The organism is Staphylococcus caeli, from assembly GCF_900097965.1.
Lineage (GTDB): Bacteria > Bacillota > Bacilli > Staphylococcales > Staphylococcaceae > Staphylococcus > Staphylococcus caeli.
The window spans coordinates 265,299-279,901 of the sequence record NZ_FMPG01000001.1; the positions used below are offsets into that span (position 1 = coordinate 265,299).

The 14,603-nt window shown below is 34.3% G+C and carries 15 protein-coding genes, 8 tRNA genes and 1 riboswitch; of the genes, 3 read left to right on the top strand and 20 right to left on the bottom strand.

What is annotated here, in order from left to right; all coding sequences use genetic code 11:
• Positions 1–7: 7 nt before the first annotated feature.
• The 3 genes from BJS11_RS01275 to metK form a co-directional block, all read right to left on the bottom strand.
• The gene (locus tag BJS11_RS01275; protein WP_069995035.1) at positions 8–844 is read right to left on the bottom strand and encodes an aldo/keto reductase; all 837 of its coding nucleotides are present in this window, start codon (positions 842–844) and stop codon (positions 8–10) included.
• 129 nt (positions 845–973) lie between these two features.
• Positions 974–1,882: a nuclease-related domain-containing protein gene (locus BJS11_RS01280; protein ID WP_069995034.1), complete on the bottom strand. Its 909-nt coding sequence runs from the start codon at positions 1,880–1,882 to the stop codon at positions 974–976.
• 94 nt (positions 1,883–1,976) lie between these two features.
• Positions 1,977–3,173 (bottom strand): methionine adenosyltransferase, encoded by a 1,197-nt coding sequence (metK, locus tag BJS11_RS01285; RefSeq protein ID WP_069995033.1) that lies wholly within the window; start codon positions 3,171–3,173, stop codon positions 1,977–1,979.
• Positions 3,174–3,283: 110 nt separating this feature from the next.
• Positions 3,284–3,397, bottom strand: a riboswitch (SAM riboswitch).
• A gap of 165 nt (positions 3,398–3,562) precedes the next feature.
• Between metK and pckA the strand changes: the two genes are divergently transcribed.
• Entirely contained in the window at positions 3,563–5,152 is a 1,590-nt protein-coding gene (gene pckA, locus BJS11_RS01290; RefSeq protein WP_069995032.1) for a phosphoenolpyruvate carboxykinase (ATP), read from the top strand.
• A gap of 105 nt (positions 5,153–5,257) precedes the next feature.
• Here the strand turns inward: pckA and BJS11_RS01295 are convergent, their stop codons facing one another.
• On the bottom strand, positions 5,258–6,052 hold the full coding sequence (locus BJS11_RS01295) for an alpha/beta hydrolase family protein (RefSeq protein WP_180365210.1): 795 nt from the start codon (positions 6,050–6,052) through the stop codon (positions 5,258–5,260).
• Entirely contained in the window at positions 6,039–6,512 is a 474-nt protein-coding gene (gene ytkD, locus BJS11_RS01300) for an RNA deprotection pyrophosphohydrolase (RefSeq protein ID WP_069995031.1), read from the bottom strand. Before ytkD ends, BJS11_RS01295 begins: the two co-directional genes overlap by 14 nt.
• Before the next feature lie 59 nt (positions 6,513–6,571).
• Between ytkD and yidD the strand changes: the two genes are divergently transcribed.
• A complete protein-coding gene (yidD, locus tag BJS11_RS01305) occupies positions 6,572–6,802 on the top strand; it encodes a membrane protein insertion efficiency factor YidD (RefSeq protein ID WP_069995030.1) in 231 nt (76 codons plus the stop codon).
• Positions 6,803–6,805: 3 nt separating this feature from the next.
• Here yidD and menC read toward each other — a convergent pair whose 3' ends face one another.
• Complete coding sequence (gene menC / locus BJS11_RS01310) at positions 6,806–7,813, bottom strand: o-succinylbenzoate synthase (RefSeq protein ID WP_069995029.1); 1,008 nt, start codon at positions 7,811–7,813, stop codon at positions 6,806–6,808.
• Positions 7,814–7,831: 18 nt separating this feature from the next.
• Positions 7,832–9,214, bottom strand: coding sequence for an o-succinylbenzoate--CoA ligase (menE, locus tag BJS11_RS01315; RefSeq protein ID WP_069995028.1), 1,383 nt, complete (start codon positions 9,212–9,214; stop codon positions 7,832–7,834).
• A gap of 177 nt (positions 9,215–9,391) precedes the next feature.
• On the opposite strand from menE, the gene BJS11_RS01320 reads away from it, so the two are divergent.
• The gene (locus tag BJS11_RS01320; protein ID WP_069995027.1) at positions 9,392–9,964 is read left to right on the top strand and encodes a PepSY domain-containing protein; all 573 of its coding nucleotides are present in this window, start codon (positions 9,392–9,394) and stop codon (positions 9,962–9,964) included.
• A gap of 57 nt (positions 9,965–10,021) precedes the next feature.
• Here BJS11_RS01320 and BJS11_RS01325 read toward each other — a convergent pair whose 3' ends face one another.
• The 13 genes from BJS11_RS01325 to hemY form a co-directional block, all read right to left on the bottom strand.
• Positions 10,022–10,462: a carboxymuconolactone decarboxylase family protein gene (locus tag BJS11_RS01325; RefSeq protein WP_069995026.1), complete on the bottom strand. Its 441-nt coding sequence runs from the start codon at positions 10,460–10,462 to the stop codon at positions 10,022–10,024.
• A gap of 285 nt (positions 10,463–10,747) precedes the next feature.
• Positions 10,748–10,810 carry a hypothetical protein gene (locus BJS11_RS14115; RefSeq protein WP_220387132.1) on the bottom strand — a complete coding sequence of 21 codons (63 nt, stop codon included), beginning with the start codon at positions 10,808–10,810 and terminating at the stop codon, positions 10,748–10,750.
• A 177-nt stretch (positions 10,811–10,987) separates the two neighbouring features.
• Positions 10,988–11,095 carry a putative holin-like toxin gene (locus BJS11_RS13240; protein WP_081333069.1) on the bottom strand — a complete coding sequence of 36 codons (108 nt, stop codon included), beginning with the start codon at positions 11,093–11,095 and terminating at the stop codon, positions 10,988–10,990.
• Positions 11,096–11,422: 327 nt separating this feature from the next.
• Positions 11,423–11,511 (bottom strand) — tRNA-Ser (locus tag BJS11_RS01330).
• 39 nt (positions 11,512–11,550) lie between these two features.
• Positions 11,551–11,622: transfer RNA gene (locus BJS11_RS01335), tRNA-Glu, on the bottom strand.
• A 1-nt stretch (position 11,623) separates the two neighbouring features.
• Positions 11,624–11,698, bottom strand: a tRNA-Asn gene (locus BJS11_RS01340).
• Between the two features lie 10 nt (positions 11,699–11,708).
• A tRNA-Gly gene (locus BJS11_RS01345) sits at positions 11,709–11,782 on the bottom strand.
• Positions 11,783–11,794: 12 nt separating this feature from the next.
• Positions 11,795–11,870, bottom strand: a tRNA-His gene (locus BJS11_RS01350).
• Positions 11,871–11,889: 19 nt separating this feature from the next.
• Positions 11,890–11,962: transfer RNA gene (locus BJS11_RS01355), tRNA-Phe, on the bottom strand.
• Between the two features lie 10 nt (positions 11,963–11,972).
• A tRNA-Asp gene (locus BJS11_RS01360) sits at positions 11,973–12,048 on the bottom strand.
• 11 nt (positions 12,049–12,059) lie between these two features.
• Positions 12,060–12,133, bottom strand: a tRNA-Met gene (locus BJS11_RS01365).
• 335 nt (positions 12,134–12,468) lie between these two features.
• Positions 12,469–13,026, bottom strand: a complete 558-nt coding sequence (locus tag BJS11_RS01370) for an RBBP9/YdeN family alpha/beta hydrolase (protein WP_069995025.1) — start codon at positions 13,024–13,026, stop codon at positions 12,469–12,471.
• 176 nt (positions 13,027–13,202) lie between these two features.
• Positions 13,203–14,597 (bottom strand): protoporphyrinogen oxidase, encoded by a 1,395-nt coding sequence (gene hemY, locus BJS11_RS01375; protein WP_069995024.1) that lies wholly within the window; start codon positions 14,595–14,597, stop codon positions 13,203–13,205.
• Positions 14,598–14,603: the final 6 nt, after the last annotated feature.

Sequence of the window (14,603 nt, forward strand, 5' to 3'; positions counted from 1 at the left end):
ATCTAAACTAATGTCCACTATATTCAACTGGATCTGGACCAATTCTACTATTTTCATTTAGTTTGTCTAGTCTCTCAATTTGTTCAGCAGTTAATGAAAAATCGAATACTTCCAAATTCTCTTCTATACGTGATGGTGTAACAGATTTAGGTATTACGACAACACCATGCTCAATATTCCAGCGTATAATAACTTGCGCTGGAGATTTCCCAACTTCTTTAGCTATCGCTTTCACAGTTTCATCTTCTAAAATTTGTGCATTCATTAATGGAGACCACGATTCCATGTGAATATTTTGAACATCTAAATATCTATTTAATGATGCTTGTAATAAATACGGATGAAACTCAACTTGGTTTATCACAGGTTTAATAGAAACTTGCGCTAATAATGCTTCTAAATGTTCAACATTGAAATTACTTACTCCAATATTCTTCACTTTATTTTCTTTATACAAATCTTCCATACCTTGCCAAGTATCAATCATGACCGCTTCATCCGTACCAGGCCAATGCATTAAATATAAATCTAGATAATCTAACCCTAATTTTTTCAAACTTGTTTCATATGCTTCTGCCACATTTTCACGACCATAATCAGCTAGCCATAATTTAGAGGTAATGAATAAATCACTTCTCTTTAGACCAGTTGCAGCTAGACCTTCAGCAATTCCCTCACCCACTTTATCTTCATTTTCGTAAATCATAGCTGTATCTATATGTGTAAAGCCACTCTCAATTGCATGTTTAACTGATGCTTTACACTCATCATTATTTTCTACACGAAATGTACCTAATCCGACAATCGGCATTTCATTTCCATTATAAAATGAAATATATTCCATATAAATCGCCTCTTTTTTCCATTTTATTTCATCATATTTTCATTATTCCCTTTTCCAACAATAAATATGTGCTCATTTTAGAAATAAAAAAAGTAACAGCGCAATATTCACGCTGTTACTTTTATAGTACTAATTAAATGATTCAATTTCATCCATAACACGTTGTAAGTCTTCAACATTATATTGAATTCGACCATGAAAAACAAATTTATTAAAGAATTCATCTAACTGTTCTGGACCAACAAGCACTTTAGTATTTGAACTTTGTGCATAGTTTGAAATCGTCACTGCACCATCATTTTTTGGATTGAAATATAAAATAGTTGTCGGTGTAAATTTCAAGTTTAATTCTGTTTGAATATCGCCCGCAAGTTTTTCAATTTCGTTTAGATGTGTTGTATAGTTAACAAATGATAAAGATTCTTTATCCTCATTTTGATCTAAAACTAACGTTTGTGGTGTAGTTCTATCAAGATCTAATGTACTAAACACTTGTTCCATCATAGGCTGTTCTTTAAACTGAGCAGCGCTCACGCCATTATAAACATGACCTTTTAAAACTTGTGAATCGATAATGTATAAACCAGTACGTGTCAATACTAGATGACTGATACGTTGTACTTCACTAAATTCATTTCTTGGTAAAAATATATTTGCCATGATATGCATATCTTCAGGGCGAATTCTTTTCTCATTGACTAGTCTTTCACGTATACCAATCAACCTCATATCAGTTACATATTCACTTTGATTTTTAGAGAATAATTTCAATGCATCAATTTCTCTATCTTTGGAATTAACCGTAGCAGTATATTCTTCTTGTTGTTTCGTTACTGTCTTTTTATTTTCAATTCTTTCTTTTTCTAACTCTTCTTCATGTGCATCGCTCAATTGTTGTTCTCTTGATTTATATTGTGCTTCTACTTTTTCTTGTGCCTTTTTCTTACTTTTCAAAGCGACAATAAATAAAATCAAACAAATGACCGCTACTACAATTGCCACGATTAAACCAATTTCAATTGGTCCAAATGAATTCATAACCCAAACGCTCCTTTATGTGTTCAATAACTTCATTATAATAGAAAATTGCTAATCAATCGATAGTAAAGTTTCAAATTTATAAAATTACGTATTAATGTGCAACTGCATCTTTTAATACATTTACTTTATCTAATTTTTCCCAAGGTAATAAAACGTCTGTACGACCAAAGTGACCGTAGGCAGCAGTTTGTTTATAAATTGGATGTTTCAAGTCGAGCATTTTAATAATACCTGCGGGTCTTAAATCAAAGTGTTGTCTCACTGCATCCACTAATTCATTTTCAGATACTTTTCCAGTACCAAATGTATCTATTGAAATAGAAACTGGCTCTGCTACACCAATAGCATACGCTAGTTGTACCTCACATTTATCAGCTAATTCTGCTGCTACAATATTCTTCGCTACATAACGAGCAGCATAAGCGGCAGAACGGTCAACTTTTGTAGGATCTTTACCACTGAAGCATCCACCGCCGTGACGCGCATAACCGCCATAAGTATCAACGATAATCTTACGACCCGTTAAACCAGCATCACCTTGTGGTCCACCGATTACAAATCGTCCAGTTGGATTAATATAAAATTTAGTCTCATCGTCTAGTAAGTGTTCTGGTACTGTTGGATATATAACATGTTGTTTAATATCATCTTGAATTTGTGCTAATTCAATATCTTCAGCATGCTGAGTCGATACAACAACTGTATCAATACGATGTGGTTGATCTTGTTCATCATATTCTACAGTTACTTGTACTTTACCATCGGGACGTAAATAGTCTAATATGTCATCTTTACGTACATCAGATAAGCGTTTTGCTAATTGATGAGATAAGAATATTGGTAACGGCATATACGTATCCGTTTCATTAGTTGCATAACCAAACATTAACCCTTGATCACCAGCACCTGTCGCTTCAATTTCTTCTTCTGAAGCATCATTTCTATATTCAAGAGCTGTATCTACGCCTTGTGCAATATCAGGTGATTGTTCATCAATTGCAGTTAATACTGCCATCGTTTGACTATCATAACCATATTTGGCACGTGTATAACCTATTTCCTTAATTGTCTCTCTCACTACTTTTGGAATATCTACATATGTCGTTGTTGATATTTCTCCTGAAATTAAAGCCATCCCTGTTGTGACAGTCGTTTCACAAGCAACACGTGCATTGGGATCGTCTTTTAATATTTCATCTAAGATTGCATCCGATACTTGGTCTGCAATCTTGTCTGGATGCCCTTCTGTTACAGATTCTGAAGTAAATAATCTTCTATTATATGTCATAATTTGCTCCTTTAGTTTTAAATTACGAAAATTCTCTCTCTGTTGAGCTCATTAAAAAAGGCCTTCTGCACTATAGTAAATAGAGAGAAGGCCCTTTATACGTCCATTCGCTCTTATCGTTCAGACGCTATTTGTCTGCAAACGGTTTGGCACCTTTCTTCAAATAAATGAAGAGGTTGCTGGGCTTCATTGGGTCCATGTCCCTCCGCCTCTCAGGATAAGAGAATCCGTTAACATATATAGTACCGAATATAAGATATAATGTCAATTTTACATTTATTAATATTTATTTAAAATTCCTTTTAAAATGATGTGGACTATTACTTCATATGTGTTATACTCTGTAATTGTAAAGGCTTACATCAACAAATAGCGTGGAGGGATTAAGTATGGCGGTAGATACATACACGTATACAAGCAAAATTGAAAACATTCTAGACAAGCAGACTTCATTATTCCAATTATCTACAACTCAGTTGTATAACAAAATTTTAAATAATAATGAAGGTGAACTAACTGAACTTGGTGCAATTAATGCTAAGACTGGGAAATATACAGGTCGTTCACCAAAAGATAAGTTTATCGTAACTGAGCCATCTTATAGAGACGATATCGACTGGGGTAATATTAACCAACCTATCGAGGAAGAAACATTTTTAAAACTATATGATAAAGTCTTAAATTATCTAGACCAAAAAGACGAACTTTATGTCTTCAACGGTTATGCCGGAAGTGACGCAGATTCACAATTAAAACTCACTGTAGTTAATGAATTAGCATGGCATAATTTATTTGCGCAAAATATGTTTATTCGTCCGAATTCTAAAGAAGAAGCTCAAGAAATCAAACCAAACTTCACAATCGTTTCAGCACCACATTTTAAAGCTGATCCAGCAGTAGATGGTACAAATTCTGAAACATTCATTATTACTTCATTCAAACATAAAGTCATTTTAATCGGTGGGACAGAATACGCTGGTGAAATGAAAAAAGGTATTTTCTCCGTAATGAACTACTTATTACCAAAAGATAAAATCATGAGTATGCACTGCTCTGCAAACGTCGGTGAAAAAGGCGATGTAGCATTATTCTTCGGTTTATCCGGTACTGGTAAAACAACACTTTCTGCAGACCCAACACGTAAACTTATTGGCGATGATGAACATGGTTGGAATGATAATGGCATCTTCAATATTGAAGGTGGTTGTTATGCAAAAGCAATTAATCTATCTCATAAGAAAGAACCACAAATCTATGATGCAATCAAATATGGCACTATTTTAGAAAATGTGGTTGTAGACGAAGAGGGTGATGTTGATTTCGATGATAATCACTATACTGAAAATACTAGAGCTGCTTACCCTATCAATCATATCGAGAATATCGTTACACCATCGAAAGCAGCACATCCAAATACGATAATTTTCTTAACAGCAGATGCATTTGGTGTGTTACCTCCAATTTCTAAATTATCAAAAGACCAAGCTATGTATCATTTCTTAAGTGGGTTCACTGCTAAATTGGCAGGGACAGAACGTGGTGTAACTGAACCTGAACCATCATTCTCAACTTGTTTCGGTTCACCGTTCTTACCATTAAATGCTAAAGTATATGCTGATTTATTAGGTAATTTAATTGATAAACATGGTGTTGACGTATACCTTGTTAACACTGGATGGACTGGTGGTAAATATGGTGTTGGCCGCCGCATTAGCCTTAGTTACACAAGACAAATGGTTAACCAAGCCATTACTGGTGAATTACGTGATGCTGAATATATCAAAGATGATATGTTTGGATTAGACATTCCTGTAAAAGTCAAAGATGTACCTCAAACATTACTTAACCCAATTAATGCCTGGAGCAAACCAGAAGCATATAGAGAACAAGCTCAAGATTTAATTAATCGCTTCAAAAACAATTTCGAAAAATTTGGAGACGATGTTGAAGATTTAGCTACAAATGGTGGCTTTAAATAAAGATGATATAAGCAGGTTTCACTTTTCGATAGTGAAACCTGCTTTTTTGATTATTCGATTGCAAAAATCGTTTAACCCCCAATACATATACGTCTTATAACCTAATTATTTTGATGATTTGTGTGATTTGATGTTACCTGTTTCAACATCCATCATCCATTGTTTAACACAACTTAAAGTATTTGTTAATGCGAATGGTCTAGGCACATGACCTTCCTCCATTTGATAAAACGTACGATATGTTGTTCCTATTTTATCCAACTGATCTGCTAAATAATATGCGTTGTGAATACCTACTTGTTGATCTTGTCCGCCGTGAACGATGAGAATTGGAGGACTTGATGCTGTAATTTGTGCTATGGCATCCCGTTCATGATAAGCGTCCGCTTGCTTTCTAGGGTGACCCACCATACGCTTTAACATACCTCTTAAATCGATGCGTTCTTCATACATGAGATATATGTCTGACACTCCACCCCAAATGATATAACTAGATACTGGTAAATCTTGGAAAGTTAATAATCCTTGAAGCCCTCCTCTAGAAAAGCCAACCATATGTATCGCACAATCAGGATACAGTTGATGTAAAATACGGACTGCTTCGGTAACATCATGTAAGTCTGCACCGTAGAATTCATCCTTACCTTCACTTCCGTTATTACCTCGATAATACGGTCCGAACACGAGTGTCTCTGCATCTGCAAATTGCATGAGTCTGCCTGTTCTTACTTTTCCTACTTGCCCCTTGCCTCCTCGCAAGTAAACTACTATTCGCTTGACATTCTCATTTGGTAACATTAATAATCCACGGACTTTTAAACCGTCTACTTGATACGTAATTTCTTCAAAAATGTGATGCTTTGCGTCGACAGGCATCCTCTTTTTATTAATAATACCCAAGTTCACTCACTCTCTCTAAACAATGTAGTATCGCTGCATCTTTTAGCAAATAACTTTTCTTAGCTTCTGCAATTTGATCCGTATGTTGAAAAAGCAGCGGACCATCTGTTTCATAATAATTGGGTTGTTGTACAATCTCTTCAACTTCAACCATAAATACATCTTTAGTAAAACTATACCCACTTTGACGGTCCACTCTGTATTGCGCAATATATTCACAGTGTTTAATGGAAGCCCCAGTTTCTTCAAATAGTTCTCTTGAAGCTGCCATTTCGCTTGTTTCTCCAGCCTCTTTTTTACCACCTGGAAATTCTATACCTCGTATTTTATGTTGTGTAAACAGTAATTGTTGCTTAAAAATAGGAATCACTAATACATGTTGACCATCTGCAATGTCTTTATTTATTTTATACGTTAAATAAACTTCATCATTATCTTTATCTCTAAACTTCACATACATCACGCTTCCTCATAATATGTTAAACTATCAATGCTAAGATTTTTGTTGGAGGCAAAACTATGAAAAAAATATTTCTTGGACTCATTCATATTTATCAACACTTTATTTCACCTTTAACTCCTGCTACTTGTCGTTTCTATCCAACGTGCTCTGAGTATACACGAGAAGCCATTCAAGTTTATGGTGCCATAAAAGGCACTTGGTTAGGCATTAAAAGAATATCCAAATGTCATCCTCTTCATAAAGGTGGGTTTGACCCTGTACCATTAAAGAAAAAAGATAAGCATTAAGCATTATGAAATGATACGTCCCAATTGCGTCATATCTACCTTAGGAGGTTCAAAATAAATTGAACCTCCTTTTAATATGCCTGAATATTGCACAATGTCGTTTTCAAAATAATACCCTTCAGGCGTAATATCACTTGGATAATCCGCATATTGTGCCAACATTGCAGTAAAATATCTACTTAAGCCATACTCATACATGCCACCAATAACAAATTTAATATTTTTACGCTTAAGTATTTCTATTATTGTTAACGTCTTATCAATCCCACCCAGTCTAAACGGCTTCAAAACAACTACATCCACCTCATATTGCTCAATCGCATCAATGATTGCTCTATCTGACGTTGCTTTTTCATCAATTGCAATTGGCGGCAAATCATGTTCATTGAAATGATTTAACTGTTCTAAAGATTTAAACGGTTCTTCAATATATAAAATACGTTCATCAATTAACGCTTTCAATTGCGCAGCCTGATTTAAATTTAACGATTCATTTGCATCAACTGTAATTTGTATATCTGCTGGCAAGTTTTTTACAGTTGCAATATCATTTAATATATTAGCTGTCCATTTAATCTTAACACGTTCAGGTTTCGTATCGGATAATTGTCGCAAAGTTTCTTCTGTCAAACCGTTTAACGTTGCGCCATAAGGTACATGAAAGGCGTGCAAATCATGGAACATAGGATAACAGGCCATCATTAATGTATTTCGAGTCGATGGATATTCGTACAAATCATCTAACGCACTTTGAATTTCTGAAAAATGATCAAATGTTCGATTTTTATATTTTGAATACCACAGCTCTGCCTGAGTTTGTACAATTTCAATGGTCTCATTTGTGTACCATGCTGTCTCAAATGCATTACTCTCACCAAAGTAATGATTTTGCTTCTCTGTAATAAGTTCTATTAAGAGTACTTTACGTGATGTCATCGTTACTTTTGGTGTAATCACCGGCACTTTAAACTTAGTTTCATAATGGTAAAAGTTGATATCTACTATTTTCATAGCGTCTCCTTAGAAAATTTATAAGTGATTGCGCTGCAACTTACCGGTTGAGGTATACGGTAAGGACTTAACACATTGGAATCGTTTTGGTATTTTAAATTTTGCAAGATGTTTAGCAAAATATTCATATAACTGTTCTTCTGATATTAACTCATCCGCCACATAATATAGCATAGGTACCGCACCCCATGTTTCATCTTCAACTCCAATGCACATAGCGTCTTCGATTTTTGAAAATTGCTTTGCCACAGTTTCTATTTCGTAAGGATAAATATTTTCACCACCACTGATGATAAGATCCTTTCTGCGATCATAAATCATAACAAAGCCCTCTTTATCGATTTCAGCAATATCCCCAGTTTTGAAATAACCATCCTCAAACGTGTTCGCTTTGTTTAATGGATATAAGTATCCGTTCATAACATTTTCACCTTTAATAAGAAGTTCACCATGTCCGTCTAAATTTGCATCCTTAATTTTTACGCTGACATTTTCACTCGGTTTACCTACTGTATCATAGCGTTGGCTTAGCATTTCTGGTGAAGCCGTTAAAAATTGCGAACATGTTTCTGTCATCCCAAAAGAATTATAGATTGGTAGCTCATGCGACAATGCCTCTGTAATTAAAGTACTTGTGAGTTTGGCCCCACCGAGCAGTATTTTTTCTATGTTATATGGTTGATTTAAACCTGCATCCATAAGCCATTTCAATGTTTGTGGTACTAATGAAAGATGTGTCGGTGATTCATCCATTATAATCTTCAACATATTTCCAGCATTAAATTTCGCTTCAATACGTAAAGTAAATCCTTCAATCAATGCTCTTAATACAACACTTAATCCTGATATATGATAAATAGGTAACACTGATAACCATTTCGTTTGTTGATTATATCCTAAACTTTCCTTACAACCAATGGCACTTGCCAAATGATTGTTAAACGTTTGAGGCACTGCTTTCTGAGGACCCGTAGTACCTGATGTAAACATAATAGAAGCAATTCGATTCTGTGTGAAATTGACTTCATATTGTTTATCGATATTCTCTGTCATAAGTGTATTTAAAGACACGATATTTAATTGTTCTAATTCAAGTGTCTCGACTGCAATCACTGTATCTATGTCAATCGATGCCATTTGCGCTATCATTTCTCGTTTCGTTAAACGCGTATTAATCATTGCTATTTCAATTCCCGCAACCCATGCCGCATTTATTAGTACGATAGAATCAATTGAATTATTTATATATAACCCTATTCTTGAACGGTCGAGTTGATTTAATGCGTATGCTAGGCTCGTAGCACGTTGATACATTTGTGAAAAGGTTAATTGCGTTACACCATCATCCACAAAGATACGTTCCCCATTTTGTTTAGCTTGTTGTTTCAACCAAAAATCCACTCTAACATTCCTCCATCTCATTCTATATTATAACGCGTTTAACCATATTTAACATAGCCTGTGATTATTTAAATATACTAGTTATATAAAATATATGACTATTTTTCATAAAATTTAGTTTTGTTAACATATATACTGGGTAATTAATTATTAAATATAAAATGGGAGTGATATTAAATGAAATTAAAAACATTAACTACTTTATCATTATCAGCCCTATTACTAACAGCTTGTGGTAATAATGATCAAGAAAATACTAATGATAATTCGAATTCAAATAAACCTAGTAAAGAGACTTTAGAAAAACAAGTCACACAATTAGATAAGGTAAAAACAAGTCCAGAAGATGCCATTAAAAAAGCACAAAGTGAATACTCTGGTCAATCATTGAAAGGCATTTCATTTGAAGAAAGTAACGGTGAATGGGTCTATAAAATAGAACAACAAAGTAATAATGAAGAATCAGAAATCGTTATTTCTGATAAAAACCAAAAAGTATTACACAAAACATCTGAAAAAGAAGACTCTGTAGACACTCAAGATACATTTAAATATAGTGATGCGATAGATTATAAAGATGCCATTAAAAAAGGTCAAAAATCATTTAATGGTGATATCAAAGAGTGGTCACTTTCAAAAGATGATGGCAAATTAGTTTATGATTTAGATTTGCAAAAAGACACAACTAAACATGAATTAACAATCGATGCCAAAAATGGAAAAGTATTAACAGATGAACAGGAAGATTAACATTATAAATAAGGGGTCATCTAAGTATAGTTGGATGACCCCTTTTGAGTGCTTGTATTAAACAGTATGTTGGTTGCCCATAGCAATTGACAATCTATTCCACATATTAATTTGATTAATAATTAATACTAAGTCAGTATATTCTTCTTCGGAATAGCATGCACGTACTTCGTTGTATAGAGCAGTTGGCACACCATTTTTAGAAATATGTGTAATAGCCTCTGCCAATTTAAACGCTAATTTCTCTTTCTCTGAATAAATATTTGTATCATCCCATGCATTCAGTAAATAAATTTGTTCTTCTGATACTTTCATTTTTCTAGCATCTGCAGTATGCATTCCGATGCAGAAAGCACATCCATTGATTTGAGACACACGTATTTTTATTAATTCGCGCAATTTACGATCGATAGAAGTCTTCTTGAGTTGTTTTTCTAAATCCATAATTAGATTTAATTCTTCTTTTGCTACCTCATAATAATCTATTCTATTATCCATTTTTAAATCTCCATTTCATTTATGAAATATTATTAGTTCGCTTACACTTATGGTAACATTCAAAAATATAACCTAAACTTTTTAGCTCATATAAATCACTTTTGTAAAAATTACTGGCACTGTTTAATTAGAAATATTGTTGTCTTCTGTTCTTTTTTTAGGTAAAATTATACAGTAAAGAGGCAACGCACTTGCATTGCATTGCCCTTATGAGCCCGTTAAAAAGACGGTGACTGTTTAATAGTGATCTAATAACCATCTACTAATCGTCAAAGCTAGAGATGGTTATTTTTTATGGCTTAATTTAAAAATTGCAATCACTAAACTTAACATGGTAACGATGAACATACCATATTATTTATTCATAATCTCTTTTGTAGTTGTCTTCTGTCCTTTTTTTAGGTAAAATTATACATATAAAGAGGCAACGCAGTTGAGATGCATTGCCCTTTTGAGCCCGTTAAAAAGACGGTGACTGTTTAATAGTGATCTAATAACCATCGAACTCGTCAAAGCTAGAGATGGTTATTTTTTATGGTTTAAATTAACAATTACAATCACTAAACTTAACATGGTAACGATGAACATACCGAAACCTAACATTAAGTGTAATGCTTCTACAATTGAAACCACACAAGGCGTCTCCTTTCTAAAGTTTTTATAGGTACCTGCATAAGCACCACCTCACTTTATACTAAGATTAGCCACCATCCATCTAACTTACTCATAATTTTATTCTAACATGATTTTATATGATGTCATTTCAGTTTTTATTTTTTTGCTAACTTTTTTGTATACATATATTCAATCAAACAAACCCTATCATTATTTGGTTATTTTCGGGATTAGCAATTAATTTATACATTATTCACGGTATATAACGAAGGATATCAATATACAACAAAACCCCGTTATATCAACGTTTAGTTTAACGAAGAATAACGAGGAATATCGAATTAACGGAGAGTGAGGGATTCGAACCCTCGAGACGCTTGTGGCGCCTACACACTTTCCAGGCGTGCTCCTTCGGCCAGCTCGGACAACTCTCCATATAAAAAAACAGAAGCGATAATTCACCTCTGTTTGTATGACCCCGACGGGACTCGAACCCGTGTTACCGCCGTGAAAGGGCGGTGTCTTAACCGCTTGACCACGGGGCCATGGCTCCACAGGTAGGACTCGAACCTACGACCGATCGGTTAACAGCCGATAGCTCTACCACTGAGCTACTGTGGAATAATTAAAATGGAGCGGGTGATGGGAATCGAACCCACAACATCAGCTTGGAAGGCTGAGGTTTTGCCATTAAACTACACCCGCACTTTACGATTATGGGGCGGATGATGGGAATCGAACCCACGAATGTCGGAACCACAATCCGATGCGTTAACCACTTCGCCACAACCGCCAAAGTATAAAGCTAAAAATGGTTCAGGACAGAGTCGAACTGCCGACACATGGAGCTTCAATCCATTGCTCTACCAACTGAGCTACTGAACCTTAATAAAAATGGCGGTCTCGACGGGAATCGAACCCGCGATCTCCTGCGTGACAGGCAGGCGTGTTAACCGCTACACTACGAGACCTATGTAAAAAATTGCGGGAGGCGGATTTGAACCACCGACCTTCGGGTTATGAGCCCGACGAGCTACCGAACTGCTCCATCCCGCGTTAATATTATTAATAACGCTTACCCAATTAATATACCATAATTATTTACCTAATGTCAACAATATCTTAAAAATAATTAACATTATCTTAATTTATAGTTAAAATTGAAATGCCATAATTAATGTTTGCACATGCCCTATCAAACAAGACTAACTTAGTATATAAAGTTTTCAGTACATAGTCAATGGGTTCTACAGATTAATTTGTGTAAAAACAGACTTTATCTATAAATTTTTAATTTTTGTTCCCTATTTATATAAATAAAATCCAATAATTAAGCTTTTCCACAAACCTGACATATAAACCAGACATGTACAAACTAATTATATCTTCCATTATCCACTCATAATCTCCTGCATTTTACTTTGCAATCTAGTAAAAGTTGTGAATCCATCATCTTCCATAAAATGACCACCAAAATCAGTAACCTTACACTTACCACCTAAAGTATCCATTAGACGTTTAGTTTCTTTATAAGACACATGCGTATCATCTTTTGCACATAGTCCATAAAAATTATCTACTTTGTCTTTCACTTGTTCATAGTCTATTCGGTATTTATCTGTATTTACATTTTCAGAAAAAACTTTTGTATCTTCCATAAAGCCAGCAATACTAAATAAGCCTTCGATATGATCTATTTTAGATTCTTCAATATATTTTAGTGCTGCCAGTGTACCTAAGCCATGTGTAACAAAATACGTTTCATATTTATTAATTTGAACTTGTTCTTTCATTTTGCTAACCCATGTTTCGATTTGATTATTTTCATCAACGGGTATGTTAAATAAAGTGACATCATAACCTTCTAATTCAAGATTATTTGCTAACCATTCATACCAATGATTAGATGCATCACCATATTTTGAATGCACAATAATTATATCTGTCATATCTATATCTCCCCCCAAAAAACTTAAAGTTTTCGTTTAATTGTATTCAATCAAAGCTACTTATACAGTATCTCATAAATTTATATTGAATTTAACTAATTTAAACAATGCAAAAATACCATCTCTTTTCGAAAATATTGCTAAAGAGATGGTACATTTTTTTATTTTAAATATAACTAAATAGTTTCAAGCAATTCAGAGACTGCATTTTTTCCTTGTTGTATACAATCTGGCAAACCAACTGCTTCAAATGGCGCACCTGTAATCCTTAGTTTCGGATAATTTTCCTTTACATGTGCCTGTATCGCTTTGACTTGATCCATATGACCAACATGATATTGAGGCATACTTTTCGGTAATCTATTAACGATGCTAAAGTCTGGTGAACCTTTAAACGTCATCATCTGCTTCAAATCTCTTTTAACAATGTCTACTAGCTCTTCATCAGTATGCTCATCAACAACAGAATCATCAGGTTTACCAACATATGCACGTAATAACACTTTACCTTCTGGCGTCGTAAATGGCCATTTTTTACTTGTCCACGTACAAGCTGTTATATCTGTTTCACTAGTTCGTGCTATGACAAATCCCGTACCATCATACGTGTTTTCAATGTTTTTTTCATCGAATGCTAACACTACTGTAGCAACAGTTGTCGCATCCATAGTTTTAAAATAATCAAATGCTGGATCATTATCAAACCATTGCATAAACGTTTGGTGTGGTGTTGTTACAAGTATACGATCAAAGGTAAGTTTATCTTCATCTGTGACAATATCATAACCTATTTGTGATGAGACAATATCATTAACAGGTGTATTAAAATTAATTTTCACACCCTGCTCTTTTACATACTCTGTCAAATGTTCAATAAATGAACTCAGACCATGTCTAAATTGTTTGAATTGACCTTTAGGCGCACCCGGATACAATTGTCGTTGCTTTTGTCGTTCTAATTTCTCATGACGCATGCCTCTAATTAAACTTCCAAATTGTTCTTCTCTTCTTTTAAACTCTGGAAAAGTACTCATCAAACTTAATTGATCAATATTTGTTCCATAAATACCACCCATCAGTGGCTCAATTAGATTTTCCAAAACTTCATGACCTAAGCGCTGTCTAAAGAACGCACCAACCGAAATATCACCTTGCATTTCAACTGGTTTTTTAAACAAATCCATACTTGCTCGCAACTTACCGATTGGTGATATTAATTTAGTCTTAGCAAATGGTTTGATATCTGTTGGGATGCCTAGAATAGAACCACCTGGGATAGGATATAATTTATTTTTCGCATAGATATACGATTGACCTGTTTGATTGGTAATTAAATCTTTCTCAAGGCCGATATCTTTAGCAATATCTGTCATGATTTGTTTACGACCAAGATATGATTCAGGTCCTAATTCAATCGTGTAACCATCTTTTCTATAGGTTTGAATTTTTCCACCCGTACGAGACGTGGCTTCATAAATTGTTACATCGATGTCAGGACGTTGTTTTTTGATAAAATAAGCGCTAGATAACCCTGTAATGCCTCCACCAATGATTGCGATACTGTTCGTCAAAATAAT